Annotated in this window: 25 protein-coding genes; 8 read left to right on the top strand and 17 right to left on the bottom strand. The window is 42.1% G+C overall.

Going from position 1 to position 24,386, the window contains the following annotated elements:
* Positions 1-825 carry a universal stress protein gene (locus tag P8O16_RS10605; protein WP_300314351.1) on the bottom strand — a complete coding sequence of 275 codons (825 nt, stop codon included), beginning with the start codon at positions 823-825 and terminating at the stop codon, positions 1-3.
* Between the two features lie 101 nt (positions 826-926).
* The gene (locus P8O16_RS10610; protein WP_300314354.1) at positions 927-1,388 is read right to left on the bottom strand and encodes a GNAT family N-acetyltransferase; all 462 of its coding nucleotides are present in this window, start codon (positions 1,386-1,388) and stop codon (positions 927-929) included.
* Positions 1,389-1,469: 81 nt separating this feature from the next.
* On the opposite strand from P8O16_RS10610, the gene P8O16_RS10615 reads away from it, so the two are divergent.
* Entirely contained in the window at positions 1,470-1,982 is a 513-nt protein-coding gene (locus tag P8O16_RS10615) for a RidA family protein (RefSeq protein ID WP_300314357.1), read from the top strand.
* A gap of 4 nt (positions 1,983-1,986) precedes the next feature.
* Here P8O16_RS10615 and P8O16_RS10620 read toward each other — a convergent pair whose 3' ends face one another.
* The 3 genes from P8O16_RS10620 to P8O16_RS10630 form a co-directional block, all read right to left on the bottom strand.
* The gene (locus P8O16_RS10620) at positions 1,987-2,463 is read right to left on the bottom strand and encodes a methylated-DNA--[protein]-cysteine S-methyltransferase (protein WP_300314360.1); all 477 of its coding nucleotides are present in this window, start codon (positions 2,461-2,463) and stop codon (positions 1,987-1,989) included.
* 232 nt (positions 2,464-2,695) lie between these two features.
* Complete coding sequence (locus P8O16_RS10625; RefSeq protein WP_300314363.1) at positions 2,696-3,391, bottom strand: LexA family transcriptional regulator; 696 nt, start codon at positions 3,389-3,391, stop codon at positions 2,696-2,698.
* Positions 3,392-3,537: 146 nt separating this feature from the next.
* A complete protein-coding gene (locus P8O16_RS10630) occupies positions 3,538-3,936 on the bottom strand; it encodes a four helix bundle protein (RefSeq protein ID WP_300314365.1) in 399 nt (132 codons plus the stop codon).
* Between the two features lie 233 nt (positions 3,937-4,169).
* Here P8O16_RS10630 and dinB point away from each other — a divergent pair, with 233 nt between their 5' ends.
* Positions 4,170-5,360 carry a DNA polymerase IV gene (dinB, locus tag P8O16_RS10635; RefSeq protein WP_300314368.1) on the top strand — a complete coding sequence of 397 codons (1,191 nt, stop codon included), beginning with the start codon at positions 4,170-4,172 and terminating at the stop codon, positions 5,358-5,360.
* Positions 5,361-5,407: 47 nt separating this feature from the next.
* On the opposite strand, the gene P8O16_RS10640 is transcribed toward dinB, so the two are convergent.
* From P8O16_RS10640 to P8O16_RS10660, 5 genes are all read right to left on the bottom strand, one after another.
* Positions 5,408-6,310 (bottom strand): hypothetical protein, encoded by a 903-nt coding sequence (locus tag P8O16_RS10640; RefSeq protein ID WP_300314371.1) that lies wholly within the window; start codon positions 6,308-6,310, stop codon positions 5,408-5,410.
* Positions 6,311-6,401: 91 nt separating this feature from the next.
* Positions 6,402-6,812: a hypothetical protein gene (locus tag P8O16_RS10645; RefSeq protein ID WP_300314374.1), complete on the bottom strand. Its 411-nt coding sequence runs from the start codon at positions 6,810-6,812 to the stop codon at positions 6,402-6,404.
* Between the two features lie 7 nt (positions 6,813-6,819).
* A complete protein-coding gene (locus P8O16_RS10650) occupies positions 6,820-7,977 on the bottom strand; it encodes a DUF4221 family protein (protein ID WP_300314376.1) in 1,158 nt (385 codons plus the stop codon).
* A gap of 49 nt (positions 7,978-8,026) precedes the next feature.
* Positions 8,027-8,287, bottom strand: a complete 261-nt coding sequence (locus P8O16_RS10655; protein WP_300314379.1) for a hypothetical protein — start codon at positions 8,285-8,287, stop codon at positions 8,027-8,029.
* Between the two features lie 369 nt (positions 8,288-8,656).
* Positions 8,657-9,550 (bottom strand): LysR family transcriptional regulator, encoded by an 894-nt coding sequence (locus P8O16_RS10660; RefSeq protein WP_300314381.1) that lies wholly within the window; start codon positions 9,548-9,550, stop codon positions 8,657-8,659.
* A gap of 126 nt (positions 9,551-9,676) precedes the next feature.
* Between P8O16_RS10660 and P8O16_RS10665 the strand changes: the two genes are divergently transcribed.
* Both P8O16_RS10665 and P8O16_RS10670 read left to right on the top strand, forming a co-directional pair.
* Positions 9,677-11,335: a proton-conducting transporter membrane subunit gene (locus P8O16_RS10665; protein WP_300314384.1), complete on the top strand. Its 1,659-nt coding sequence runs from the start codon at positions 9,677-9,679 to the stop codon at positions 11,333-11,335.
* Between the two features lie 28 nt (positions 11,336-11,363).
* A complete protein-coding gene (locus P8O16_RS10670; protein WP_300314386.1) occupies positions 11,364-13,802 on the top strand; it encodes a YbcC family protein in 2,439 nt (812 codons plus the stop codon).
* A gap of 108 nt (positions 13,803-13,910) precedes the next feature.
* Here P8O16_RS10670 and P8O16_RS10675 read toward each other — a convergent pair whose 3' ends face one another.
* The 4 genes from P8O16_RS10675 to P8O16_RS10690 are packed head-to-tail and all read right to left on the bottom strand — an operon-like array spanning position 13,911 to position 16,685.
* Entirely contained in the window at positions 13,911-14,636 is a 726-nt protein-coding gene (locus P8O16_RS10675; RefSeq protein WP_300314389.1) for a hypothetical protein, read from the bottom strand.
* A complete protein-coding gene (locus P8O16_RS10680; protein ID WP_300314391.1) occupies positions 14,626-15,000 on the bottom strand; it encodes a GntR family transcriptional regulator in 375 nt (124 codons plus the stop codon). Before P8O16_RS10680 ends, P8O16_RS10675 begins: the two co-directional genes overlap by 11 nt.
* Position 15,001: 1 nt before the next feature.
* Positions 15,002-15,838: a hypothetical protein gene (locus P8O16_RS10685; protein WP_300314394.1), complete on the bottom strand. Its 837-nt coding sequence runs from the start codon at positions 15,836-15,838 to the stop codon at positions 15,002-15,004.
* A complete protein-coding gene (locus P8O16_RS10690) occupies positions 15,831-16,685 on the bottom strand; it encodes an ATP-binding cassette domain-containing protein (RefSeq protein ID WP_300314397.1) in 855 nt (284 codons plus the stop codon). Before P8O16_RS10690 ends, P8O16_RS10685 begins: the two co-directional genes overlap by 8 nt.
* 105 nt (positions 16,686-16,790) lie before the next feature.
* On the opposite strand from P8O16_RS10690, the gene P8O16_RS10695 reads away from it, so the two are divergent.
* Positions 16,791-17,324 (top strand): GNAT family N-acetyltransferase, encoded by a 534-nt coding sequence (locus P8O16_RS10695; RefSeq protein WP_300314400.1) that lies wholly within the window; start codon positions 16,791-16,793, stop codon positions 17,322-17,324.
* A 318-nt stretch (positions 17,325-17,642) separates the two neighbouring features.
* Here P8O16_RS10695 and P8O16_RS10700 read toward each other — a convergent pair whose 3' ends face one another.
* Both P8O16_RS10700 and P8O16_RS10705 read right to left on the bottom strand, forming a co-directional pair.
* The gene (locus P8O16_RS10700) at positions 17,643-18,461 is read right to left on the bottom strand and encodes a ferritin-like domain-containing protein (RefSeq protein ID WP_300314403.1); all 819 of its coding nucleotides are present in this window, start codon (positions 18,459-18,461) and stop codon (positions 17,643-17,645) included.
* 22 nt (positions 18,462-18,483) lie between these two features.
* The gene (locus tag P8O16_RS10705; protein ID WP_300314406.1) at positions 18,484-19,182 is read right to left on the bottom strand and encodes a ferritin-like domain-containing protein; all 699 of its coding nucleotides are present in this window, start codon (positions 19,180-19,182) and stop codon (positions 18,484-18,486) included.
* 254 nt (positions 19,183-19,436) lie between these two features.
* Here P8O16_RS10705 and P8O16_RS10710 point away from each other — a divergent pair, with 254 nt between their 5' ends.
* Complete coding sequence (locus tag P8O16_RS10710; RefSeq protein ID WP_300314408.1) at positions 19,437-20,249, top strand: creatininase family protein; 813 nt, start codon at positions 19,437-19,439, stop codon at positions 20,247-20,249.
* Between the two features lie 110 nt (positions 20,250-20,359).
* On the top strand, positions 20,360-20,926 hold the full coding sequence (locus tag P8O16_RS10715) for a pentapeptide repeat-containing protein (protein WP_300314410.1): 567 nt from the start codon (positions 20,360-20,362) through the stop codon (positions 20,924-20,926).
* A 421-nt stretch (positions 20,927-21,347) separates the two neighbouring features.
* Here the strand turns inward: P8O16_RS10715 and P8O16_RS10720 are convergent, their stop codons facing one another.
* Positions 21,348-21,548, bottom strand: coding sequence for a hypothetical protein (locus tag P8O16_RS10720; protein WP_300314600.1), 201 nt, complete (start codon positions 21,546-21,548; stop codon positions 21,348-21,350).
* On the opposite strand from P8O16_RS10720, the gene P8O16_RS10725 reads away from it, so the two are divergent.
* Positions 21,456-24,350, top strand: a complete 2,895-nt coding sequence (locus P8O16_RS10725) for a DNA polymerase III subunit alpha (protein ID WP_300314597.1) — start codon at positions 21,456-21,458, stop codon at positions 24,348-24,350. The genes P8O16_RS10720 and P8O16_RS10725 overlap by 93 nt on opposite strands.
* The last annotated feature ends 36 nt before the right edge of the window (positions 24,351-24,386 follow it).

Below are 24,386 nucleotides of genomic sequence, written 5' to 3' on the forward strand. Positions count from 1 at the left end.
CTAGCTTTTTACACTTAGCACCCCTAAATCACTCTTGAAGATCAAAGTCTCTGTAGTTCCAATTTGATAGGAAGATGCATGGCTATGATCACTTGAAACCAAAATAATCCATTTGATATTCTGGGTTTCAGTGAAAGCAATCATCCCTTTTTCTACATCTGAGTCATTGAAAATATGCTGATGAAAAGTCAATTCTTCATGTCCTTTCATAAATGCATTCATTCCTGAGGTAATTTCTTGCGTCGAAGTGAAATGAGCAGGAACATTGACGAACAGTAAATGAACTGTACTTTTGAATAGCTTTATAAGAGGCTTGATTTTCTCAAAAGCAATTTTAGATTTCGGTTCAAAATCTGAAGCAAAAGCAACTTTTCGGAAATCATTTCCATCCAATGCCTCTTTTACAGCTAAAACAGGGCAAGAGGCTTTGCGAAGCACTTTTTGGAGCGTGGAACCTATAAAGTTTCCTTCAACATAACCTTTTCCATAAGCACCTAGTACTACTAAATCCGGATTTTCCTCTTGAACTACTCGAAGGATTAACTCATTGGGAACGCCTATCCGAATTATTTGCCGGATTGGAGCTTTTGCAGGAGCAATCTTAAGAAGATAATCTGGAAGAACTTCCTGAGCTTCTTCAAATTCTTCGATCAAATCCGGATAGTTTTTTTTTGCCTCATCGGAGAGTAACTCCCAATCCACCTCTGAAGGAATTACGGTAACACAGAGAATCTCTGCATCAGATTTGGCACTTATTTTTTGAGCAGTTTTTAGTGCCGCCAAAGAATAAGAGGAAAAATCAAAAGGAACGAGGATCTTTTTCATGACAATAGGGAAATTGATTGATCCTCAATTTCAAAATATTCAATTTATTTTCAGCTATCAAAAATCAGCTAAACTCATGATAAAAATTAGCAAAAAAATCTTTACAAATCCATTTCCATTTTTACATCACATCGACAATACTTCCCTTCTTCTGGTACAACTGATCTAAAACCAAGTTTTTGGTAAATATGGAGCGCTGCTTTCAGCTTGGTATTACTGTACAAAACAAGCTTTTTACCTCCCATTTCTCGGGCTTTGGCGATGATAGATTTTCCCAAAAGCATTCCAATCCCTTTACCTTGGGCCTTTGGATCAACCCCCATTTTAATCATTTCAAAGGTATCGTCCCCCGATTTGTATAAAGCTACAGTTCCAAGAATCTCGTCTCCAAGTTTAGCGAAGATAATTGTGCCTCCAGTTTTTATAATAGTCTCCTCTGGCCGCTCGAACTGTTCGATATCAAAAGGCTCAAGCGAGAAAAGTGATTCTACCCAAGCTTGGTTGATTGCTTTGAAGGCAGAATTATAAGCTGGGGAGTAAGGTAAAATTTGAACTTGGTCCACGAGTTCTATTTTTTGAGGGTTGAGATTGTTAAATGTAAACAGAATCGATTAGCTTAGAAAAACATTCAAATCAAAAACACCATGAAACCATCCCAATTCTTCACTTTGCTGGCAATGCTGGTCACTTTCCCATTTTTCGCAAATGCGCAATCACCTGATGTACGGATCAAAGAACTAGGCATCAATCTGCCTGAAGTGGGACAACCCATGGGGACTTATGTCAAGTGGAGACAGGTAGGGAATACACTTTATTTGGCAGGTAATGGCCCGGATGTATATGGAAAAGTTGGAGATGATTTGACACTGGAGCAAGGCTATCAAGCAGCCAGAGAAACCGGTATCGAGATTTTAGCCGTACTCAAAGCTGCCACAAGTGGTGATTTAAGCCGGATCAAACAATTTGTAAAAGTGCTGGGAATGGTGAATTCCGCACCGGATTTCACGGATCATCCTAAAGTCATTAATGGATTCTCGGATCTAATGGTCGAAGTTTTTGGTGAACCTGGAAAGCATGCTCGATCAGCAGTGGGTGTTGCTGCCTTACCAAATAATATCGCAGTAGAAATAGAGGTAATCGTTGAGTTGAAAGACTGAGTTGTTAAAAATCAAGACTGGCCTGCTTTGCCTGTTGAGGTCTTCCTTCTAGCTCTAGTAACTTCTCTTTTCTATCCAATCCTCCGGCATAGCCAGTAAGTTGGCCATTGGTACCGATGATTCGATGACATGGGATAATGACCAAAACCGGATTAGCTCCAATTGCTGCTCCGACGGCGCGAATGGCAGCGGGATTTCCTAAAGCCTGTGAAAGTTTCAGATAGGAAGTCGTTTGACCAAACGGGATCGTATTCACCGCTGTCCAAACGCGCTGCTGAAAGGACGTTCCAGTCATAGCTAATGGCAAATCAAAAGTCTTCCGCTTGCCTGAAAAGTATTCCTGCAATTGCTCCTGAGCCTTCAAAACGACAGCTTCCAAAATCTCCGTGGAAACAGACTCCTCTGTGAAACGGAGTTCGGAGATCATTTCTTCCTGGGTATTGATCAAGATATTTCCAAGTGGAGAAGGGATGATGGGCATTGATTGCTTTTTTATTTAAAGATAAGAGTAGGAAATAGACTTTTTGAAATACGCTTCGCGAAATACAGCTTCGCTAAAATACGCCTGCGGCGAAATATGCTCTGCGAAATAGTATTCGAATCCAGTATTTCACCGAGCAAAGCGAGGTGTATTTCCATTTATTTCTACCTTATTTCACCGACCAAAGGGAGATATATTTCTATCGTATTTCTACTGTATTTCTATTTTAATTTCAACTCATCGCCAGTCGATATCTCCACACTTCCCGAACCTGCTCAACCTCCACTTCGAAGGGCGGATAGATTGGGTTTGCGGAGCAAAGCAATAATTTCTGGTCTGAGTTGATTCGGTTATAGGCAATCTTAAAGGTCACTCCATCTTGCTCGGTGACGATCACATAGCGTTCGCCATCTTTGATTGCCAGCCAGTCATCCACATATTCACAGACAATCCAGGCTCCATCCGGAATCGGCAGCATAGAATCTCCGTCTATCTGAAAAACCCGATGTTTCTTATCCATGGGCAGAAAAGGCAATGCAAATCGTGGCAACTCCGCAATAAACTCCGGATCGGAAAACCCAGCTAGGTAACTCGCCTTTGCGCGTTGGGAAACTACTTCAATCAATTCTCTTCCCTGCTCATCCACCGTCGTAGCTAAGATTCGCAACTTTCGCCCGCGAAGAAATTGATCCGTCTCAAGCAGTTCGCGGAGCTTGTAAGGGGAATAGGAAGCAAGATCTTCCCGAAGTAAAATATCCACCGATACCCCGAGGTAATCCGAAATTTTCACCAGTGTCTCCAAAGGCGGATTCACATTCAGCTCATAGCCCGCCAACTTAGATCTTGAGATTCCTATTGCGGAAGCCATGGTTTCTTGGGTGAGGGATTTTTGTTTTCGGAGGAATTTGATGTTAGAATTAAGCGTCATTTGTTCATTTAGTAATAGTTTAAGATAGCTTCGCAGATATTTTCAAGATAGTCTAAGACAGATAGCCTACCCCCTGACTTACATTAGACAATTGTGAATTATATCTTTCCGAAGACCTATTTACACCGAAGGTATATACACAAACTCTATTTGGACGAAACTTTGTCTTTTGCATCATAAGTTGTCTTGATCTGCCGATTAAGTTTGATCTGCAAATTTTTTGCAATACAATTGATCTCTTGATATTCCTCTTCTAGCACTATTTTGCGCTCATGACCTAGATTAATCCAGTGTTCAACACTCTCTGAAAGTGATGCCCTAGCGATATAATAAAACCTTATTCTATCAAGAAAATGAAATCTCGCATAGCCCTCGGCAATGTTTGCTCCCACAGAATCTATAGAACTTATCATCTGATCTCCCCAGTTTTTCCTTAGGTGATAATCTAGTCTTTGATAGATAGTCCATGCCTTAGCAGACAATTGTCTTGACAAAATATAGATGTCCAATTCCTTGAGGGGGATGTATTTTGAGCTGGATTCCATGGCTTTGTCTGAATTAGTTTACTACTGTCTCTCCCTATATCTCCGCGCAACGATATCTAGTGAAACCTGTCTTTTCCTATCTCACCAAAGGTCTATCTCGCGAAGCTTATCTTGCCGAAGGCCTATCTTTCTTTCCTCGTCAACCTCCGTCAATCCAATTTTAAGCTTCTCCAAATATAAAAACTTTGATTAAATTATAAACAATATAATGTCAATTTAATCAACAATTAGAAATGGAAGTGAAGCGGAATATTGTGCACATGGATCTGGATTCCTATTTCGTGTCGGTGGAGCGGCTGTTTGATAGCCGGTTGAATGGAAAGCCTATCCTGATTGGGGGTTCGGGTGATCGAGGTGTCGTGGCATCTTGCAGTTACGAAGCCCGGAAATTCGGTGTGCACTCGGCCATGCCCATGCGGACGGCGCGGCAGCTTTGCCCCGAGGCACTGATCATCCGGGGTGACTTCGAGAAGTACAGCCAAAAATCCCACGAAGTCACCGAGATCATCCGAGAGGAAGTCCCGCTTTTCGAGAAGTCATCCATTGATGAATTCTACATCGATATGACGGGAATGGATCGGTTTTTTGGTTGCTTTAAACTTTCCCAGCAGATCCGAGAGCGTATCATCAAGGAAACTGGACTCCCTATTTCCTTAGGACTCTCTGCTAATAAAACCGTCTCCAAAGTAGCTACCGGCGAGGCTAAACCAAATAATGCCAAGCAGATTCTTCTGGGCGAAGAAAAGCCTTTTCTTGCGCCTCTTTCCGTTCGCAAAATCCCGATGATCGGTGAAAAAACCTCCCAGACACTTTATAATATGGGGGTGAAAAAAGTGCTAACCTTGCAGCAGATGCCCGCCGAACTCCTACAGGCAACCTTCGGAAAAAATGGTACGATGATCTGGGAAAAAGCAAACGGAATCGACACCTCGCCCGTTACGCCCTACTCCGAGGCCAAGTCCATCTCGACGGAAAACACCTTCGAGCAGGACACCATCGACGTGCGCATGCTGGAGGCAACACTCGTGGCGATGTGCGAGCAACTCACCGGCAAGCTGCGTCTGAACGGCCAACTCACCGCCTGTGTGAGTGTGAAGATCCGATACTCGGACTTTGATACCCATACGACACAGCAGCGCATCCCCTACTCTTCGGCTGATCATACGCTAATTCCGCTGGTCAAGGAGCTCTTTCGTAAGCTCTACAACCGACGCATGCTGATCCGGCTCATCGGCGTGCGCTTCAGTTCCCTCGTCTATGGCAACTATCAAATCAGCCTCTTCGAAGACACGCAGGAGCAGATCAACCTCTATCAGGCACTGGACAAAATCAATGGGAAATTTGGTGAAAAAAGCGTCTGCAGAGCGGTGGGGATGAGTGTCGGCAGACGACGGTTTAATCCGTTTAATGGGATGGCGGTGTGATGGAATTTAAAATGAAGGAATTTAAAATTAGACTGAATTGTAAGCATCTAATTTCCCTCAAACCCAAATGGAATCACCTTCTCGGGAACTTGTCCCTTGAGCGGATAGCGGTATACCTCAAATGACTTTTTTCCTTTTCTTCCTTCATACACATAGCCATCATCAATGACCATTGGAAAAAAGTAAAGATTGAGTAGCGGTCGAAGTTGATTGTCAGCTGTGATTTGATTAAGTGTATAAACACGCTCAGCATCTTCCAAACCAGACTCCCAAGAGAGCAGATACACTTCACCTGCCTCATGATCAAAGTACATCTTCATCTCCGTATTTTCACTGGCGATAGGCACCTTGCTCCTTTGCATATCCCCACTTTTATCCAGTCTGATCAGTGTCTTGTGTGTGGAAGCCCAGATATAAGTTGTTCCATTTTTATAGCCATTATCACTAGAAAATGTCTCATCGGACTTCCCTACTAATTTCCCATAGGGCTGGAATATGACAGTCGTATCCTCCTTGGAGAGAAAGCCATAGTCAAAAGGCGGCCTTTCCTTAAAGTCATAACCCATATGACGCCGGCTCGGGTTGATAAACTTTTTCTTCGGCCGATCAATTAAAAAGAGCTGCACACCTTCCGTATCTTCATTTCGGATATAATCAAAGCCGACAATGTACTCTGGGTTCATAAATGTACCTGGCGTATTAATCCCATGCTTGGGTCCATTGTAAAACTCGTAAGCCTCTTCGACTACCAATTCCTTTTCCTTCACCTTGATCATTATCGCATAGCTTACATCCTCAGGACTGAAAATAGAATCATTCACCTTTACAAAAGACTGAGCCGCATCAATCTTCATATCATCGACGATCAGGTTGGACTTATCCAAAAGATACATGTGCCGCTTCATCGGTTTATTATTTGACGCATAGATAAGCACCTTATACTCGCCCATGGGTAGGTACGAGGTCAACACGCAGTTCTCACAAGCATAGACCAGCTCGGGTTTTGCTTCTTGAGAAAAAAGAGTCGGTGTACTCAAGAAATTAATCCAGAATAAACTCAGCAGAATTCTTTGGCGAAAGCGATACATAGCGATACTCTTTTTTTGAAACATCTATAATAATTGGACTAAAGGCATTCAGGTCATAAGATTTTGACCTACTGTTTTCGTCGATAATAAGTTGAAGATTTTTCTTTTGTAATAACTTTTTAGCCTTGTCCAGTCGATCTTTAGCTACTTGATTACCAGATAAAATGACCGAAATAAGTTTTTCAGTTTTTTCCAAGTCTTCAAGTACCTGATCTACACAGAGACCGCAGCTGTCAAGGGGAAGAAGCAGTACCTCATCATTTTGAAGATCAGCTTCAATTGCTTTCAGATAGTCTTGAAAATCATTCTGGTAAGAATAAACCTCCATGCCCCTATCCGAACACGAACTAATTACCAGCAGCATACAGAAACTACTTATCTTCCAAAACGAATAATCCAAAAACCATCTGATCGTCATTTTCTCTTGAGTTTTGATAAATAAATAAGCCCTCTTCACTTACAAATGAAAACAGGGGATTGAATCGATTAGCATCCAGTGTATATGTCCCTTTTGGATCTAACTCTTCATCCAAAATAAATATCTTCCAGTCCGCATCAAATGCTGTATTTTTCTCCCCGTCTGATCTTCGGAGTTCCTGACTTTCTTTTCCAAATCGATAATAGACCTTGCGGAAAGGGTCATAAGTCAACTGCTGAAACCAAGCCGAGGAAATATAATGGTTGACGAACTGCTGCATATCATCTTTTCGATCAATTCCTTCATTCGTAAATCGCTCCCATTCTGGGTAGTGATGGTAGATGACTGTATCCACTCCGAGTTGGTATTCATAAATCCCAGGATCAGCAGGAAAGGTTACCAAAAATGTCCCTTGTGGGGTTGGGGTAAGATTGGGCTCACGTAAAACATCAAAGTAATTATCTTCTCGATACATTTGTGGATAGGCTCCAAACTCATCCACCACTTCATCCTTAACTGGATCATAAACCATGAATTTATTCCGCTCATAGTAGGGCTTCTTCTTCACGTTTAAGTCCGGATATACAGGTAAAATCCAAACCGAATCTAAAAAAACCGGCCACTGACCCAGATAGGAATAAGAGACAGGAAACATCTCCACCCCTTTGGAATCCCTTATTGTCTTTCGGTAAGAGTTGATCAATTTCCCTTCTCTATTCAGCACTTTAAATCGTAGGGCGCGGTCTTGTATGGTCACAATACTGTCCTCCGAAAACAGGTGAATGATATCCAAATCAGCATCAACAGCACTTGGTCCATCCTCGGCAAAAAGTAAGTGCTTAATCTCGTAACCAGATTCCAATGGGATAAAGTCCAGCGAAACACTTTGCCTGTTGAATCCCAACAAATAGGGCACATTATTCTGCTCAATCAGTTGGAAATAATCATAAAAAGGCAAGGAAAGTGAATCAATCAAAATGACTTTTGATTTCGAATTAATCAAGGTTTTTTCATCTTCAAACCGATGAGTCAGTTCCTTTTGAATGGAAGCATTTTCAGTATGCTGAGTACATCCTGCAAGCAAAAAAATACTTAACCGAAGAATTTTCATTTGAATTAAATTAAGGTTAGCGGCCTTAAAAAAGGCCGCTTTAAAACAATCAATCAACAAGGGCATCAATAGCGGCAGCGGTAGTAACTATTGTTGCTGCCAAAGTAGCTACATCTTTTAAATCCTTCCATAAACAAATTTTCTTTCCAGGGCAACCCTTACCAGTTTGCTTGCACTTATCTGCCTGGCTTATCGCGCAAAATTCTTTTGTAAATTCAGGTGTAGTATCTGTTGCAAAAGTGGGCTGAATTGAAAATAAGCTTACCACAAAAACTAAACTACTCATCAAAATTGAAATTCTCTTTTTCATAGTTATCTAGATAAAAGTTTGTTTACCTACTCATTCGCTTTTCGGTTTCCGCGGTTACTCCAGGATTTTTAAAGTCGTTTTTCACTTTCACATACCCGACTTAAGATGGATTGCCAACCCATAAAAAGCATTTTTTTCAACTAAAATATGGTGTGTGTGTGTGTAAAAGTCAAGCAATAGAACTAAAAAATTATAACACCTGGCTAAAAAATAAACAAACTGCAAATACTCGAGTATTAAGCGAGATATTCCAGAAATAAAAATCTCCCTATTTCCCTGTTAAATAAGTGTTGAAGACGGCGATTCGATCCTTTTAATGGGTTGGCGGTGTAAAAGAAAAAATTTACAATTTTCCTTAAATCCGAATTTCTAATAACTCAAGTACCAATCAAAATACTTCTGGGTCAGGCTTTGTTTCTCATTTCGGATGTAATCCAAAAAGGCCTGACTGACTACTGAGAGTTTTTTACCTTTCAACCAAACCAACCTCCAGTCGGACTTCACAGGTAATCCTAGAGCGGGAATAATATGCAATTCATGACTTAGCAATTCATTTCTCACCCCAATCAATGGCATAATGGAATCACCGATCCCGGCAATTACCGCCTGTTTAACGGCCTCATTGGATGTCAATTCTATTCTTTTTCTGTGGACTTCTTCCTGAGATTTAAGGTATTGTTCCATGGCAATTCGAGTGGCGGATCCCTCTTCTCGGAAAATTAAAGGTCGTTTCTCATCACGAACAGGGCTATTTCCCATGAGATACAGTTTATTCTCAAGGAGTATTTCCTGCTCCACTTCGATTTTATCAGTCAAAACCGAAACCAAGGCAAAATCAATTTCATTTTTTTTCAAGCTTTCAATGACCAAACTTTTATTGGTCACATCCAGGATCAGATCGACTCCTCTATATTTTTCCAAAAAACCAGTCAGAAAATAAGGGATCACATATTTCCCGGTAGAAGCAGAAGATATACTCAGTTTTCCAGTCAAGAGCCCTTTAAAAGCCTGGGATTTATAATTGATGTTTTCAAGTTCCTCGATTACGCGATCCGCAATTACAGCGACCTCCTTGCCAAATTCGGTAACATATAGCTGTCTTCCGATCACTTCTGTCAAAGGCAAATCAAACTGATCCTGAAAATTTTTCAATTGAATAGAAACCGCAGGCTGAGTCATAAACAGCTCCTCTGAAGCCCGGGTAATACTTTGAGTTTGGACCACCTTGAGGAATATTTTCAGTTGGTGCAGCGTGTAATTCATAAAAAATGTTTATGCTTTTGATATTAAATATAAATAAAAACTTATTAATCCAAAGCCTCAAATTTGCAGGACAATTATTTATGAATTAAAAAACATAATTCTTTCTGACCATTCAAAATCCACTTAATGAATCTAACAAGTAATCCACTGACATTTCTTATGCTCCTAGCCCCGGCAGGCTATGCACTCACAGCAGTAATCTCATGGTTTCAACCCGGAATCAGACCTAGAGCAACTCGAATGGCCAGCAAATTCAGCGCTGGTTTCGGTATCCTCGCTTCTCTTGGAATTACAATCCTCTTTATTTCCAAAGGAAGCATGGAATCTCCGCTATGGGGATTTGCGGAACTGGGATTTAGTCTGAGACTAGACATTCTCAGCCTGATTATTTACAGCATGATTTCCCTACTTGGTTATATCATCCTGCATTTCAGCATCAACTACTTGGATGGAGATTCTAGACAAGGGGTATTTCTGGGAAGATTAGCGGCAACACTTGCGACAGTACAAATCTTGGTAATCGCTGGAAACCTAGCCTTACTGGGATTCACCTGGGTTTTGACGAGCATTTTTCTCCATCGCCTATTGGTTTTTTACCCAGAGAGGCCACTAGCAAAAATCGCTGCAAGGAAGAAATTTATCGTAGCCAGAATGTCTGACATCACATTATTCTTTGCATTTGGCCTCCTGTATTTTCTTACCGGTACAGGAAATCTAGGATCAATCTTTTCTCATGTCACAACTGAATATGCTCAAAACCCTTCAGTCTTAATCGAGCTAGCAGCTTGTTTATTAGCTCTCGCAGCGATCTTGAAGTCGGCTCAATTCCCTACTCATGGCTGGCTGATTGAAGTAATGGAAACCCCCACTCCTGTTTCAGCCCTACTCCATGCCGGTTTATTGAATTCAGGTCCATTTCTTATCATTCGAATGGCCCAAATCATGGAAGGTAGCACTTATGCACCTTTGATTTTACTCGGCATCGGAGGATTAACAGCTATCATAGCGACTATTGCCTACCTCACTCAAACATCCATCAAAACAGCCCTAGGATACTCCAGTGTGGGTCATATGGGATTCAGTTTAATGATGAGTGGATTAGGACTTTATTCTGCTGCTTTGCTTCACTTGGTTTCTCATTCCTTTTACAAAGCCCATGCTTTCCTTTCTTCCGGAACTGCGGTTGAGGGAATTCAAAAGGGAAAAATGCAATCCAAAAAATATTCCCCAAAACCTTGGCAATTGGGTCTTGGATTTATCCTAAGTCTAGCGCTTCTCGGAGGAATTGGTTTTGCTTTTGGAATAGATCCAAAACAAGATTGGGGACTGCTATTTTTAGGTGGAATTATGATTCTGGGAGTGTTTCAACTCCTATCCTCAGCTCTGGCAAATTCTCAAAACCCTTCCATATTCCCGCTTGTCGCCGCACTAAGTGCTGGTTTGGTAAGTATTTTCTTTGTACTGGAATCATTCACACACCAACTTATTGTTTCCCAAATTCCAGCTTTTGCTGAGCCAAGCTCTGGTAGAATAACGCTAGCCTCAGGCATAATTCTGATCTCTGGACTTGTTGTACTTGGTCAATTGCTGACACTTTCCAAGCCCAATTCCCCAGTTCGTTTAGCTTGGGCCATTCACTTTCGAAATGGACTCTATGCCAATGCGATTTTTGACCGAATAGTAGGCGGACTAAGAGTGCCAAAATCTGCAAATCTGCTGAAAAATGAGTCCAAATGGTCAGAAAACGAATCAAAAATGAAATCCCTCGAAGATTTCTTGGCCTAAAACTTCTCTCCTAGCTAACCAAAAAAATATGAATTCTACCATCTCAAAAACATCTGATAGTCTTCCACCTCAACTTGAAGAAATTCTTGCGCAAGCTTGTAAAAAAATCGCACCGCTTTGGCCGCTAAAGAATTTCGTCGCGGTGAATCCTTTTCTAGGACTAACGGAGATGAAATTTGAAACTGCCGCAAATTACCTAGCTCAAGTCGGAGGAATCAGTTTGACCTTACCTAAGGATTTTTACCTGCAAAAAATCAATGAAGGACATATCCGAGCTGAAGATCTAGACTTAAATGGGCTTTCCATAGACCCAAAGAATACGGAAAACACCAAACTGCCAGAATTGGAAAATTTCAGCGACGTAGCATCTCTGAAAACGGGCCACGACTGGAATCATTTCTTGATCAACAGAATCACTGCCTGGGCTTCGGCCTATTTTGATCAAGGTCAGGCCAACTGGATTGCTGCAGATCAAAATGCTGGAATTTTTAAATCTTGGAAAACAGAAGCTTCTCTGGATCTTAGCCCTGAGATCGCTGGGTTGAAAAATTTCAGAAAACAGGTAAAATCCTTTTCAGATCATCCCAATAAAGCGCTGCAAGAAGCCTTACAAATTTTGGATATCCCTGAGAAAAGCCTTCCAACCTATCTCCATCGTCTTTTGCTGAAAGTCGGAGGCTGGTCTGGATATATTTCCCAATTGGACTGGGAAAATGAGCTTTATGGAAAAAAAGGAGGGAAACTTTCTGAATTCTTGACCATCCTCGTATGCTGGGAGGCAAGCATGAAACTCTCCCTAAGTACTCCAGCTCTTTCCCTACTTTGGGAAAAAGCCAAGCGCCAGCATCAAAAATGCGAACCTGAGGTCTTGGTTCCTCGACAATTAGCAGAAAGGCTGAAACTTCAGGAATCATTTGACCGAGCGATGCAGCAGAATTTAATTTCCAAATTCAGATCTGCCTCTCATTTATCAACGGCTTCTGTCAGCAGGCCTACAGCTCAGGCGGTTTTTTGTATTGATGTAAGATCCGAAGTCTATAGAAGAAACCTGGAAGCTTCAGACTTGAAAATAGAAACCTTTGGCTTTGCCGGTTTCTTTGGCTTCCCTATCCAGTACCTTCCCTTCGGTTATGAACACAGCGAGTCCTTGTGTCCTGTGCTGATTCCTGCAGGAATCAAAATTTCAGAAACTGCTACGCAAGCTGGACAAGAACAAAGCCTTTTAAAAAGTAAAATCCGGAAATTTCAATTGGGCAAGCTTTGGAAAAGCTTCAAATCCGGAGCAATTACCTGCTTTAGTTTTGTCAGTCCTTTGGGGATTTTCTACCTGTTCAGACTTTTCGCTTCAAGCCTTAGAATGTCAAAACTCGGCCTTCAGGCAGAAAAATTAAAAGGGAAATCTGCAACTAAGTCTAGTACCAAAATCAGCATAAACGAGGAAGCGAAGAACGAAATTGACTTTGGTATTCCTCTCGATCAACAGGTGAAAATGGCACAAAATGCTTTAAAAGCCATGTCTCTGCCTGATCAGCTCGCTAAATTTGTGCTGATCGTAGGACATGGATCTCATTCGGTCAATAATCCACATGCCTCAGGCTTAGATTGTGGAGCCTGCGGAGGTCATTCGGGAGAAATAAATTCCCAAGTAGCTGCTGCTGTTTTAAATAATCCTCAGGTCCGGGAAAACTTAGAAAAAATTGGCATCCATATTCCTAAGGATACCGTCTTCTTAGCAGCTCTTCACAATACGGTGACGGACCAGGTAAGCATTCTAAATCCAGAATTAGTTTCCGAAAATCAAAAAGAGGAATTTCAATCTTTGCAAGCTTCTTTGGAGCAAGCAGGTAAACTTACCAGATTGGAAAGAGGACTTCGATTGAATTCCGACAAAAATTCGGATCAAGGTCTAATCTCCAGAAGCGTAGACTGGTCACAAGTAAGACCAGAATGGGGATTGGCTGGATGCTCGGCATTTGTCATTGCTCCCAGAGAAAAAACCAAATCCCTGGATCTGGAAGGAAAATCCTTCCTTCATTCCTACACTTGGGAAAAAGATCCAGGTTTCCAGATTTTGGAGGTTATCATGACCGCACCGATGGTAGTTACCAGCTGGATTAACCTGCAATATTTCGCCTCCACGGTAGACAATACGCATCTAGGTGCAGGAAATAAAACCCTTCACAATGTCACCGGAGGTATTGGGGTATTGGAGGGATTCTCAGGGGACTTACGAGTTGGATTGCCAATGCAGTCCATCCATGATGGAGAAAAATATCAGCACGAGCCAGCTAGGTTAAATGTAATTATTGATGCGCCTCTGGAAGCCATCAATGAAATTCTGGCCAAACACCAAAACATCAGAAACCTATTCGACAATCAATGGATTTTCCTTCTGGCCTTGGATGATTCCGGAACCATTTCCCACAAATACGAAGGAAATATGGAATGGGCTGAATTGGAGAATTAAAAGGATTAAATGAAAAATGAGGAGCTTTAATTCCTCATTTTTCATTAGTTATATTTTCATTTTCTTACCAGAAAAAGCTTTCCAAATCCGATGGAGCAAAACGAAACTTTATTTCAACTGAATATGACCAGAGTTAGATTTCTCCAAGTTCACTTTGCCCACCTTATTGGGAAGCATTAAAATTGACCTTTCCCCTACCCAGCCGCTGATTGATTCAATATCACCTCCGAGTTCGGCTTGAGTATCCTCTATTCGAATTTTAAAATTTGAGATCACATTTGCCTTCAAGTCAGACGATGTTCCATTATAATCCAGAAATCCCAACTTTACACCCCGAAAAACTGAAAAAGATTCTTTTGAAGTAACTCTCATAGAATCCTCAAAAACTAAACTAGCCTGACTAGAAATAACCTTCAAAGAATCTTGATGGAATTTATTGAAATTCACTTCGGCAACATCTTCAAGGATCAGACTATTCAAGGTTCTTAATTTTAGCTCAAAATAGCCCGATGATCTTTGCATTAGGCTATCAATGAAAAGCGTATCATTTGAGATTCGGTAACTTAGTTCGGGTTCTTCAGGAATCTCACCCGTATCAAAAAACAATTTGAAATACGTCAGTTTTAAGGAATCTGAACTAGTTATCGTAAGCACCCCGGAATTTTTGATTACTATGTGTTTAAACTCCTGAAGCAGAATCTCTTCTTTTTCGATCTTTTCTATAAAGCCATACCCTCGCTGATCCGAATAGCGAAATGAAATCAGGAGAGCAGCCATCAGTGTGACCCAACAGAAAGTCAAAAAGGAGAGAATAATCTTAGTACTAGTTTTCATGATCGTTGGATTGAATGGATTGAATAAGTGATTGGAGATCGGTGGAGTTGAGTTTCAACACCTTCACTTTATGTAACAGACCAGGCAGATCCTGCTCGAAAAAGGATTCCTTCTGAATCTTCAGGAGGTTTCTTTTTGCATCAGTAGCGACAAAAAAACCTATCCCCCGTTTGTTTTCGAGAATCCCCTCCTCTTCCATCAGCCCATAGCTTCTCATGACTGTATTCCGGTTGACCTCCAAGTCCACGGCAAGTTCTCGCACAGAAGGCACCTTGTCTCCCGGCAGGATTTTGTCCTGCATGATCTGATCCGCAAGCCAGTCCCGAATTTGAAGAAAGATGTTTTTACTTTCGTTGAAATCCATCTTAAACTTCTTTTTCGGTCAACTTGAAATAGCTGGCTACATAAGAAAGAATTGCCACTAGCCAAATCAAAATCGCAGAAACAAACATCAGAAGTGGAACGTCAGGAAAGACTTCAGGGGCATCAATATTGGGTAGATCAAACTTAATTTGCTCTTCCCACTGGATTGAGTCTGGCTTCAACAACCACAATAATCCTATTGTACTCACCGCCATTATACCGTAAACAAAGAGAACAGTAAGTGGCATCAGAATAAAATTCCACTTTCCAAAGAACACTCCGCCTGAAAACATCAAAGATAGAATCATGAATAGTAACCCCACAGCCAGCCAATAAACCACAGAAATTTGGAATTCTGGGAGCTTTAATAAATCCCCTAGTTGAGCTACCTCCGGGTTACTTGATTCACTCGAGTATGAAAAAATCAAATCTCCCAACTTGAATAATTCAACCGATAAAATAGATGCTACCCAAAAAAGTAAAGGGTAGCAAACTAGCGGTAGAAATACCCTCATTAAGAATTGGACTGTGTATTTTTCTAAATGGGAAGCAGGAAGCGTTAGATACAATCTTGCTGATTTTTTTTCCCGAAGATCCAAAAAGCTCTGACCAACAGCCAAGAATGACAATATGAATAGGCCTATAATGAAAACTCCATGATAATAACCACTCTCCCACCTCATTGAGCCAATATTCGAGTAGAAAAAGAATTGGAAAAAGAAAATGAGCAAAGCGATCATTCCGAATATTGCCGCCACATACATCTTCTTTCGGTTCACCCATTCGTATCGAATTAAGTTCCCTATTCGCTTTATTTGAAAATTAGAAGTACTATTCATGGCTAGCTAGATTTTTTTCTGATAAAATAGAAGTGGAAATCGCTCCGGATATCACTGCATTGAAGAGGAGTTCCAGACTGACCGGAGTTTGATTTTCCCCAGAATCTCGAGCTTGGATAAATTGGACTCCTAACTTATTTTTCTCCATGTAAATTGCATGTTCTGGAGCAGAGGCTGCCATCCCAAAACTGAGCCGATCACTGAGTTCCAATAAATCCTGATCCAGCCTCACCTTGCCATCTGCCAAAATCACCACCCGATCGATCAGGTTTTCTACATCTTTGACCAAGTGGGTGGCAATGATCAGCGTCTGTTCCTCGCTGAGATTGGCAGCCACAGCCTTTCTGAAAGAAGTTTTGGAAGGAATATCCAAACCATTCGTGGGCTCGTCAAATAACAGGAGCTTGCAATTGGTGCTCAGGGCAAAAGCCAAAATCACTTTTTTCTGCTGCCCAAAGGAAAAATCCCCAAGCTTTGAATTAGGCTCAATCTCAAAATCCTTCAGGATGGATTGAAACTGCGTCTGATCAAACCTCGGATAAAAAGGGGACATCATTTTGGAATAAGCGCTCACAGACAAATGCAGCGGCAGAGCCAGTTCGTCAGGAACCATGAATAATTCTTGAAGAAAATCAGGGCTACGATCTTTAGCATACTGACCGTTCACCTCCACACTTCCACTTTTTGGAAAAATCAAACCGGATAGCAAGCGGAGAAAAGTAGATTTTCCTGCGCCATTTTTACCAAGGAACCCAACGATGGATCCTGCCGGACATTCCCAATCCAACTCCTGGAAAAGAGCTGACTTTTTAGGGTAGAAAAAACTTAGATTTTGGATTGAAATCATAACACCTGTTTTACTGTCATAGTATATTATGACACTAATCTAAAAGCTTATTTTCAAAATCAAAAATCTTCGATTATTTTTTTTAAGAAATCTGTAGATTTAGGCATGACCCCAACCTATCTCTTCACCTCTTCCCGACTTGGTTTCCGGCTTTGGCGGGATTCTGACCTTCCCAGCTTTTCAGCCATGAATGCCGACGAGGAAGCCATGCGCTATTTTGAAAAACCTCTTTCTGAGGAAGAATCCAAAGCTATGATGGAGCGAATGAACAAGCTATATGACGACAGAGGCCATTGCTATTTCGCAATCGAATCCCTCGAAACAGGAGAATTCATCGGAATGATCGGGATGGGCTGGAAAACCTTTGAAGCTGACTTTACTCCTTGTGTAGATATAGGATGGCGATTGGATAAGCGATTTTGGAACCAAGGATTTGCCAGCGAGGGAGCCATACGCGTCTTGGAATATGCTAAAGAAATGGGGATCAAAGAAGTTTATTCCTACGCTTCGAGCAGCAACAAGGCCTCAACAAAAGTGATGGAAAAGGCAGGTCTGGCTTTCATAAAGGATTTTGAATTGGAGGAGTTGAAAAACACTCCAAGGCTAAATCCTTGTAGCTTATATAAGATCACTTTTTGAAATTTGATGGAAATACAATAGATATACTATAGAAATAAACCTCCCTACGGTCGGCGAAATACTAGATTGGAGTTCTATTTCGCGGAGCATATTTCGCCGAAGGCGTATTTCATTAAGTATATTTCATAAATGGAAATAAGATTGAAATACACCTCCCAACGGTCGGTGAAATACTGGATTCGAGTCTTATTTCGCCGAAGGTTTATTTCGCCGAAGGCGTATTTCAGCAAGACTGTATTTGACAAAGTCTATTTCATTTTCAAAAAAAATGCCGCCCCTTTACAGAGACGACATCTAACCACCCAACTATTATTTTTTCTAAGCCAAGAATAACGAAGCAATTCCCAGCACTTGCTGATCAGTCAATGGCTCATCCCAGGCTTCGGATACCGCACCGGCATCAATACCTGTAAGACTTACCACATTTACTCCACCTTGAGATACATTTTCTTCGCCGGCATAGATTGCTTGAGTTGCTACAGGTAGCGAGCCGATAGATCCATTGGTGATCCAACCCTTCACGGTATCCTGACCTTTTTTGGTTCTCAGTCTTCTGACCATTGAAGCATGTCTTGCCTCCACTGAATGGATTGACAGGGCGGCAGTCAACACCACATCGCTTTCTTTCACATTAGCCGCCTGCCCTTTGTAGGCTCTAACTCCCGTATCCTCAAATGCCTGCGATAAAGCCAAAAATGTAGGGTAATCGGTGAATGGAGCGAAATTTCCGCCCGCGGTGAAATCAAAATTAGGTTCTTCTACAGGTGTCCCGCCCAATACAATTGCAATCACTTCTTGAAGAAATTTCACATGCGCTAATTCATGATCCCGGATTTTCTGAAAAATCACACGATCCGCTGAAGTAATCACATTCGATTCGATACCAGTTTGATAATAGCGGTATTCCAAATGCTCCAGAGTCAAGGCATAATTCAAAACCCCGATCAAACTAGCGGTATCAGCTTTGGCCACTTTTGGCAAAGCGGATAATATTCCAAGTGGAATTGCAGCCATTGCCATTTTCTTACTCAAGTCTCCGAATTGACGAAAGGCATCTCTTCTGGAGAAAAAAGTATCTTTTTCTTCCGGAGTTTTGGTGTCCGGGCACATGGTATCTAATAATTTTAATAAGTTCATATCTCTAGATTTTAATTGGAAATTAAGAAGGCAGCTGACTAAAGTCGATTGGTGTCTTTACATATGTACTTGCCGCAGTCAATACTTGAGTGAAATTCAAGGTTCGCTCCAGCCCATTGGCGTCGATTAGATCATCACCGGCAAAATCAGCCGAACCTGGATTAATCAAATCACGAATAGCCGCAGCATGCCTTGCCTCCACGGAAACAATCTTTCCTGCGATCAATAAGAAATCCGAGCTCTCAAGAAACTGCCCTGCTCCATTATACGCAGCAACTCCCAGGTCTTCAAAAGTTTTCGCTGCGTTCAAAACAGAAGTTCGGCTATTGAAGTCAATCGAAGAAAAGTCAACTTCCAAATCAGCAATCGCCATATTGCCCAAGGCCGCTTTAAAAAACTCTCGATGAGCACGCTCATGCTTTTCGAGATCTCCCATGATGGTCTTTTCTTCCGCATTTGCATTAGCAAAGTATCCACCGCCTAGTACCGCTGCATAAAATGCCGCTTCCAATTGTTCCAAAGCATAGGCATAATTCAAGATTCCGATATCACCGGAGCCAAGGCTTACCCCACCCATCATAGGTGGCATCATATCCTCATCCTCGTTACAGCCTACCAGAAGTAGTCCTGCCGTGGCGACCGACAATGTTCCGCGTTTCAAAAACTCCCTACGATTGGCACTTTTGACCAGCCTTACGGGTTTGATTCCCTCATTTTTCATTTTGATTGGTTTTTAAATAATACATCGGTTAAAGTTTTAAGCCACAAAAGCATATTTCAGAAAATCATTCTTTGTGGATTTGAACTGACTTACGAAGTGGACAAAGCGATTGGATTGTCTGGATTGAAAAAAAATACAGAATCAAAAAAATGGAATCTCATCTTATCCGCTAAAAGGTAGAAATCAGCATCTAGTCCTAGATTCGCTGCTTATTGTTTGAGAAAAGGTTTATTTTTCGAAAACAAAATTTCACCATGAGATATCTAGCACTAACACTTTCCCTAATCCTAATCCATACTTTCAGCTTTGCGCAGCAAAACCCTTCCACCCGCGAGATGGATCGGATCAACTGGATGGAATTCGCAGATTTCGTTCCTGAGAAAATCAATACGGTTTTGCTTCCAACGGGAACACTTGAACCTCATGGCGTAGTAAATAATGGCGCAGACAATACTGCCCCCACCGCAATGGCAAAAGCAATCGCAACCGAACTCAATGCCTTAATCGCACCAACGTTAAACTATGGAATCACCGGATCAATGGCCGCTTTCCCGGGAGCTTTTCAGATTACGGAGGAAGCTTACGCGCCATTTATCAAAGATATTTTGAAGGGGCTTGCCAAAAACGGCTTCAAAAATATTATTATTCTAAACGGTCATGGAGGAGGGCAAACAGCTGTGCTTCAACGAATAGCAGGAGAGGTTGCCAATGAACTTGGAATCCGGACGCTGGTGATCAATTGGTGGTCTTATGCTTCGGATGTGACCTTGGAAGTGTTCAAGGAAGATGGTGGACATGCAGGATTGAATGAGACAGCATATATCCAGGCGATTGACCCGACTCTAGTACACAAAGAAAAATACAACGCCGATATGGCAACGGCCTACCCTAAGGCAGGGACTTGGTCTGCGGTACCTTTTCCTTCCAGTATCGGACTGTATCAAGAAGGTCAAGGCTATCCGAATTTCAATGAAGCCCAAGCCAAAGAATATTTCCAAAAAGTCAATGCAAAAGTGGCTGGGCTAATCAAAGAAACGATTCGGAAATGGGATTTGGCAGGATTGTAATCTTCATCATTGGATATTCGGTGTTCGGCATTCGACATTAACTATTTAAGAAAAATATCGAACATCGAATGTTGAATTTTGAAGTGAATTCAAATTAACCCCATCCCCAAATGCCCTACTTCTCTAACCAAAACTTTCAAAATAAAGACTTTACTACGGAACCTCTTGAAAAGGGGGAGTATGAGTCTTGTCAGTTTACACAATGTAATTTTTCGGGCTTGGACTTAAGTGGCTTTAGCTTCGAGAATTGTTCTTTCTCCAGCTGTGATCTCAGCAATGTGAAAGTATTCAAAGCCGGATTTCAGGAAGTGAATTTCAAGGATTGTAAAATTCTTGGAGTTCACTTTCACACTTGCAATCCGTTTTTATTGGAATTCAACTTTGAGAAGTGTCAGTTGGATTACTGTAGTTTTTTCAATCTTCAAATGAAAAAGACCAAGTTTGAAGGATGCCGCATGCGTGAAGCAAGTTTCACCCAAGCAGATGTAAGCGGTGGAAGTTTTCGGGATTCGGATTTGAGCGGAGTGATTTTCGACCGTACAGTCTTAGAGAAAACCGACTTTCGAAACGCCCAAAACTTTTCCATCGATCCCGAACTCAACCGAATCAAAGGGGCATTTTTCGACTTGGATGGATTGCCTGGTTTGTTGGAGAAGTATCGAATTAAAGTGGGATAGAATATAAAATTTATGATGTTAGATATATGATGTGACTTCGAGATTCATCATTTGATGTTCAGCATTCTATATTTTTATACTTTCAGATAGTTAAACTATGAAACAAATAGCAAAATCCAATCAAGCTATCAATCTCACTTTTTTATCTTATTGAATTCTCCGTTTGATGTTTTTCTTAAAACCCCCTTTCTCAAAATCATCTGACAATTTCCTCCTTTGCCCTTGTATTAGGGTTATTTTTTTAACTACATTATAAACATTAATTTGTTGATTTAATTAACATTTTGATGAAATATAATTGAAATATGGTCGAAATACACCTCGCTACGCTTGGTGAAATAATTGATTCGAATCCTATTTCGCCGAAGGCGTATTTCACGAAGCTGTATTTCACGAAGTCTATTTCAGCATATCTCTATTTCTAAAAATAAACCAACGGAGATTTCTCACTTCGTTCGAAATGACCATGTTCACCAACTGCCACTCCCACTTCAGTTTCAAATACGGTACGATGTCCATCGAGGCATTGGTGGCAGAGGCTAAAGCCAAGCGGATCGATGCATTTGCGCTCACGGATATCAACTGCACCGCTGGTATTTTTCCGTTTATCCGAGCTGCGCAAAAGGTGGGGATTCACCCCGTGGTGGGAATTGATTTTCGAAATGGCAGTACACAATCCTATGTCGGCTTGGCACAAAATCAGGAAGGCTTCTACGAACTCAACAGCCATCTCTCAGATCACTTGGTTCATAAAAAGCCATTTGCGAAGCATGCGCCGGCTTTTGCCCATAGTTTCATTATCTATCCGCTTCCGGAGAAGTACTTTGCCCTGCGAGAAAATGAATTTGTCGGTGTGCATCCCCACCAGCTCAATCGACTGATTTCCTCCCCTTGGTTTCGCTTCAAAGACAAACTCGTCCTGCTCCAAGCGGTAAATTTCTCTTCCAAAATCGAATTCAATGCGCATCGGCTTTTGCGCAGTATCGATCTGAATACGCTCCTGAGCAAGCTGCCAATCGAGGAACAGGCAGATCCTAGCGATCAGTTTTATAGCTACGCCGATATGGTCGCACGCTGCGAAAATCACAGCTACCTGATTGCCAATGCACAAAAAATTCTGGAGCAATGTCAGTTTTCCTTTTATTTCCAAGCAGTCAAAAACCGTCGGGATATTCTAGGTTCGGACTGGGAGGACTTTGACTACCTCCGACAAGAAACTTTCAAAGGTGCCATCAATCGCTATCCGAATCTCAGCCCGACGATCAGTCAGCGAATCGAAAAGGAGCTTGAACTCATCCAACAAAAGTCCTTTACCTCCTACTTTCTGATCAATTATGACATTGTGACTTTTGCACAAGAGCGCAATTTTTATCATGTCGGCAGAGGCTCCGGTGCCAATAGTATCGTAGCCTATTGCCTCGGAATCACCGATGTGGATCCGATTGAGCTGGACTTATACTTCGAGCGCTTTATCAATCTCTACCGGGAGAATCCTCCTGACTTCGATATAGACTTCAGTTGGACGGATCGGGATGCAGTGACGGAGTATATTTTCCAAAAATACAATCAGTCCGGTCAGGAGCATGTTGCCTTGCTTGGGTCTTATAGCACATTCCAGTCCAACTCCATGATCCGTGAACTCGGGAAGGTTTTTGGGCTACCTAAAAGCGAGATCGAATCGCTGATCCACTATGCCAGCAAGCCGGACTATGCAGCTGATCAATATGGTAAACTCATTCTGAAGTACAGTCAAGTCCTCCACGACATGCCCTCGCATCTGACGATTCATGCCTGCGGAATTCTCATTTCGCATAAACCGATTCACTATTACACGGCCACAGAAATGCCCCCGAAGGGCTTTCCACTTGCACATATTGACATGCATGTGGCCGAGGATATTGGGCTGCACAAGTTTGACATCCTGAGTCAGCGCGGATTGGGTCATATCAAATCTGCCATTCAGATCATCTATGAAAATCAAGGGATCAAAGTCGATATCCGTCAAGTGGAGCAATTCAAAAAAGATCCAAAGATCAAAGCGCATCTACGGGATGGGCATACGATCGGAGCATTCTATGTGGAGTCGCCCGCCATGCGTATGCTCCTGGCCAAGCTAAAAGCAGACGAATACCTCGAGCTCGTGGCTGCCAGTTCGATCATCCGTCCAGGAGTAGCTCGCTCAGGGATGATGCGAGAATACATTCTTCGCTACATCGATCCGGAGCGTCGTAAAATGGCCCATCCGGTCATGGCCGAGATCATGCCCGAAACCTACGGAATCATGGTTTATCAGGAGGACGTGATCAAGGTCGCTCACTACTTCGCCGGACTAAGCTTGGGTGAAGCAGATGTGCTACGCCGGGGCATGAGTGGAAAATCCCGCTCCAAGGATGAGTTTGAGCGGGTGAAAGATCGCTTTTTTGGCAACTGCAAAGAAAAGGGTCATCCGGATAAGCTGGCTGCAGAAGTCTGGTATCAGATCGAAAGCTTTGCGGGCTACTCCTTTGCCAAAGGCCACTCGGCGTCCTTTGCTGTGGAAAGCTATCAGAGTTTATACCTGAAGGCCTATTTCCCGCTGGAGTTTATGGTTGGCGTGATCAATAACTTCGGAGGCTTTTACCATACTGAGTTTTACATCCACGAACTCAGAATGAACGGAGCCGATATCCAAGCTCCGCACATCAATGAAAGCGATTATCTGACTCGGATCACTGGTAAGACCGTTTACTTGGGCTTTATCCATCTAAAGTATCTGGAGAAATCCAGTGTGGAAAAGATTCTGAGCGATCGCCGTGAAAACGGACCCTTCGCAGGATTGGTAGACTTCACCGCACGAGCAGAGATCAGCTTGGAGCAGTTGCTAATTCTGATTCGGATTGGTTGCTTTCGCTTCACAGGAAAGACCAAGCAAGAATTACTCTGGGAGGCACATTTTATTCTCAACAAGCGGAAAGTCATTCCCGGTCCGACGGATCTTTTCAAAGGCGATAGCGGATTCAACTTCCGGCAGCCGACTGTCCCGAAACTGGAAGAAATCGATATTCGACAAGAGATCGTCGATCAGATCGATATCTTGGAATTTCCGCTGAATTCACCTTTTCATCTGGTCAAAGATCAAAGCATCCAAGGCATCCGAGCTCAGGATATGAAGAGCTATCTAGGCAAGACCGTGCAGATCGTCGGCTATCTCGTCACGGTCAAATACACGCGTACGATCAAAGGCGATGTGATGAACTTTGGGACTTTCGTAGATAGGGAAGGACACTGGATCGACACGGTGCATTTCCCGCCTGTGGTCAAAAAGTATCCTTTCAAGGGAAGAGCGATCTACCTGATCGAAGGCAAAGTCACTGCTGAGTTCGACTTCTACAGTATCGAAGTGACCAAATGCGAGCGGTTGGAATATTGGAATGCGGGTGACTAGTTCAAGTCTTAGACTGATTCGAGACTTAGTTTTGAG

It is taken from the genome of Algoriphagus sp. (assembly GCF_029254265.1).
Taxonomy (GTDB): Bacteria; Bacteroidota; Bacteroidia; order Cytophagales; family Cyclobacteriaceae; genus Algoriphagus.

Bases quoted from the DNA above. Each gene is read 5' to 3' on its own strand.
- P8O16_RS10605 (WP_300314351.1), bottom strand. From the start codon at position 825: ATGAAAAAGATCCTCGTTCCTTTTGATTTTTCCTCTTATTCTTTGGCG.
- P8O16_RS10615 (WP_300314357.1), top strand. From the start codon at position 1,470: ATGAAACCATCCCAATTCTTCACTTTGCTGGCAATGCTGGTCACTTTC.
- P8O16_RS10620 (WP_300314360.1), bottom strand. From the start codon at position 2,463: ATGCCCATCATCCCTTCTCCACTTGGAAATATCTTGATCAATACCCAG.
- P8O16_RS10625 (WP_300314363.1), bottom strand. From the start codon at position 3,391: ATGACGCTTAATTCTAACATCAAATTCCTCCGAAAACAAAAATCCCTC.
- P8O16_RS10630 (WP_300314365.1), bottom strand. From the start codon at position 3,936: ATGGAATCCAGCTCAAAATACATCCCCCTCAAGGAATTGGACATCTAT.
- dinB (WP_300314368.1), top strand. From the start codon at position 4,170: ATGGAAGTGAAGCGGAATATTGTGCACATGGATCTGGATTCCTATTTC.
- P8O16_RS10640 (WP_300314371.1), bottom strand. From the start codon at position 6,310: ATGGGCGAGTATAAGGTGCTTATCTATGCGTCAAATAATAAACCGATG.
- P8O16_RS10645 (WP_300314374.1), bottom strand. From the start codon at position 6,812: ATGCTGCTGGTAATTAGTTCGTGTTCGGATAGGGGCATGGAGGTTTAT.
- P8O16_RS10650 (WP_300314376.1), bottom strand. From the start codon at position 7,977: ATGAAAATTCTTCGGTTAAGTATTTTTTTGCTTGCAGGATGTACTCAG.
- P8O16_RS10655 (WP_300314379.1), bottom strand. From the start codon at position 8,287: ATGAAAAAGAGAATTTCAATTTTGATGAGTAGTTTAGTTTTTGTGGTA.
- P8O16_RS10660 (WP_300314381.1), bottom strand. From the start codon at position 9,550: ATGAATTACACGCTGCACCAACTGAAAATATTCCTCAAGGTGGTCCAA.
- P8O16_RS10665 (WP_300314384.1), top strand. From the start codon at position 9,677: ATGAATCTAACAAGTAATCCACTGACATTTCTTATGCTCCTAGCCCCG.
- P8O16_RS10670 (WP_300314386.1), top strand. From the start codon at position 11,364: ATGAATTCTACCATCTCAAAAACATCTGATAGTCTTCCACCTCAACTT.
- P8O16_RS10675 (WP_300314389.1), bottom strand. From the start codon at position 14,636: ATGAAAACTAGTACTAAGATTATTCTCTCCTTTTTGACTTTCTGTTGG.
- P8O16_RS10680 (WP_300314391.1), bottom strand. From the start codon at position 15,000: ATGGATTTCAACGAAAGTAAAAACATCTTTCTTCAAATTCGGGACTGG.
- P8O16_RS10685 (WP_300314394.1), bottom strand. From the start codon at position 15,838: ATGAATAGTACTTCTAATTTTCAAATAAAGCGAATAGGGAACTTAATT.
- P8O16_RS10690 (WP_300314397.1), bottom strand. From the start codon at position 16,685: ATGATTTCAATCCAAAATCTAAGTTTTTTCTACCCTAAAAAGTCAGCT.
- P8O16_RS10695 (WP_300314400.1), top strand. From the start codon at position 16,791: ATGACCCCAACCTATCTCTTCACCTCTTCCCGACTTGGTTTCCGGCTT.
- P8O16_RS10700 (WP_300314403.1), bottom strand. From the start codon at position 18,461: ATGAACTTATTAAAATTATTAGATACCATGTGCCCGGACACCAAAACT.
- P8O16_RS10705 (WP_300314406.1), bottom strand. From the start codon at position 19,182: ATGAAAAATGAGGGAATCAAACCCGTAAGGCTGGTCAAAAGTGCCAAT.
- P8O16_RS10710 (WP_300314408.1), top strand. From the start codon at position 19,437: ATGAGATATCTAGCACTAACACTTTCCCTAATCCTAATCCATACTTTC.
- P8O16_RS10715 (WP_300314410.1), top strand. From the start codon at position 20,360: ATGCCCTACTTCTCTAACCAAAACTTTCAAAATAAAGACTTTACTACG.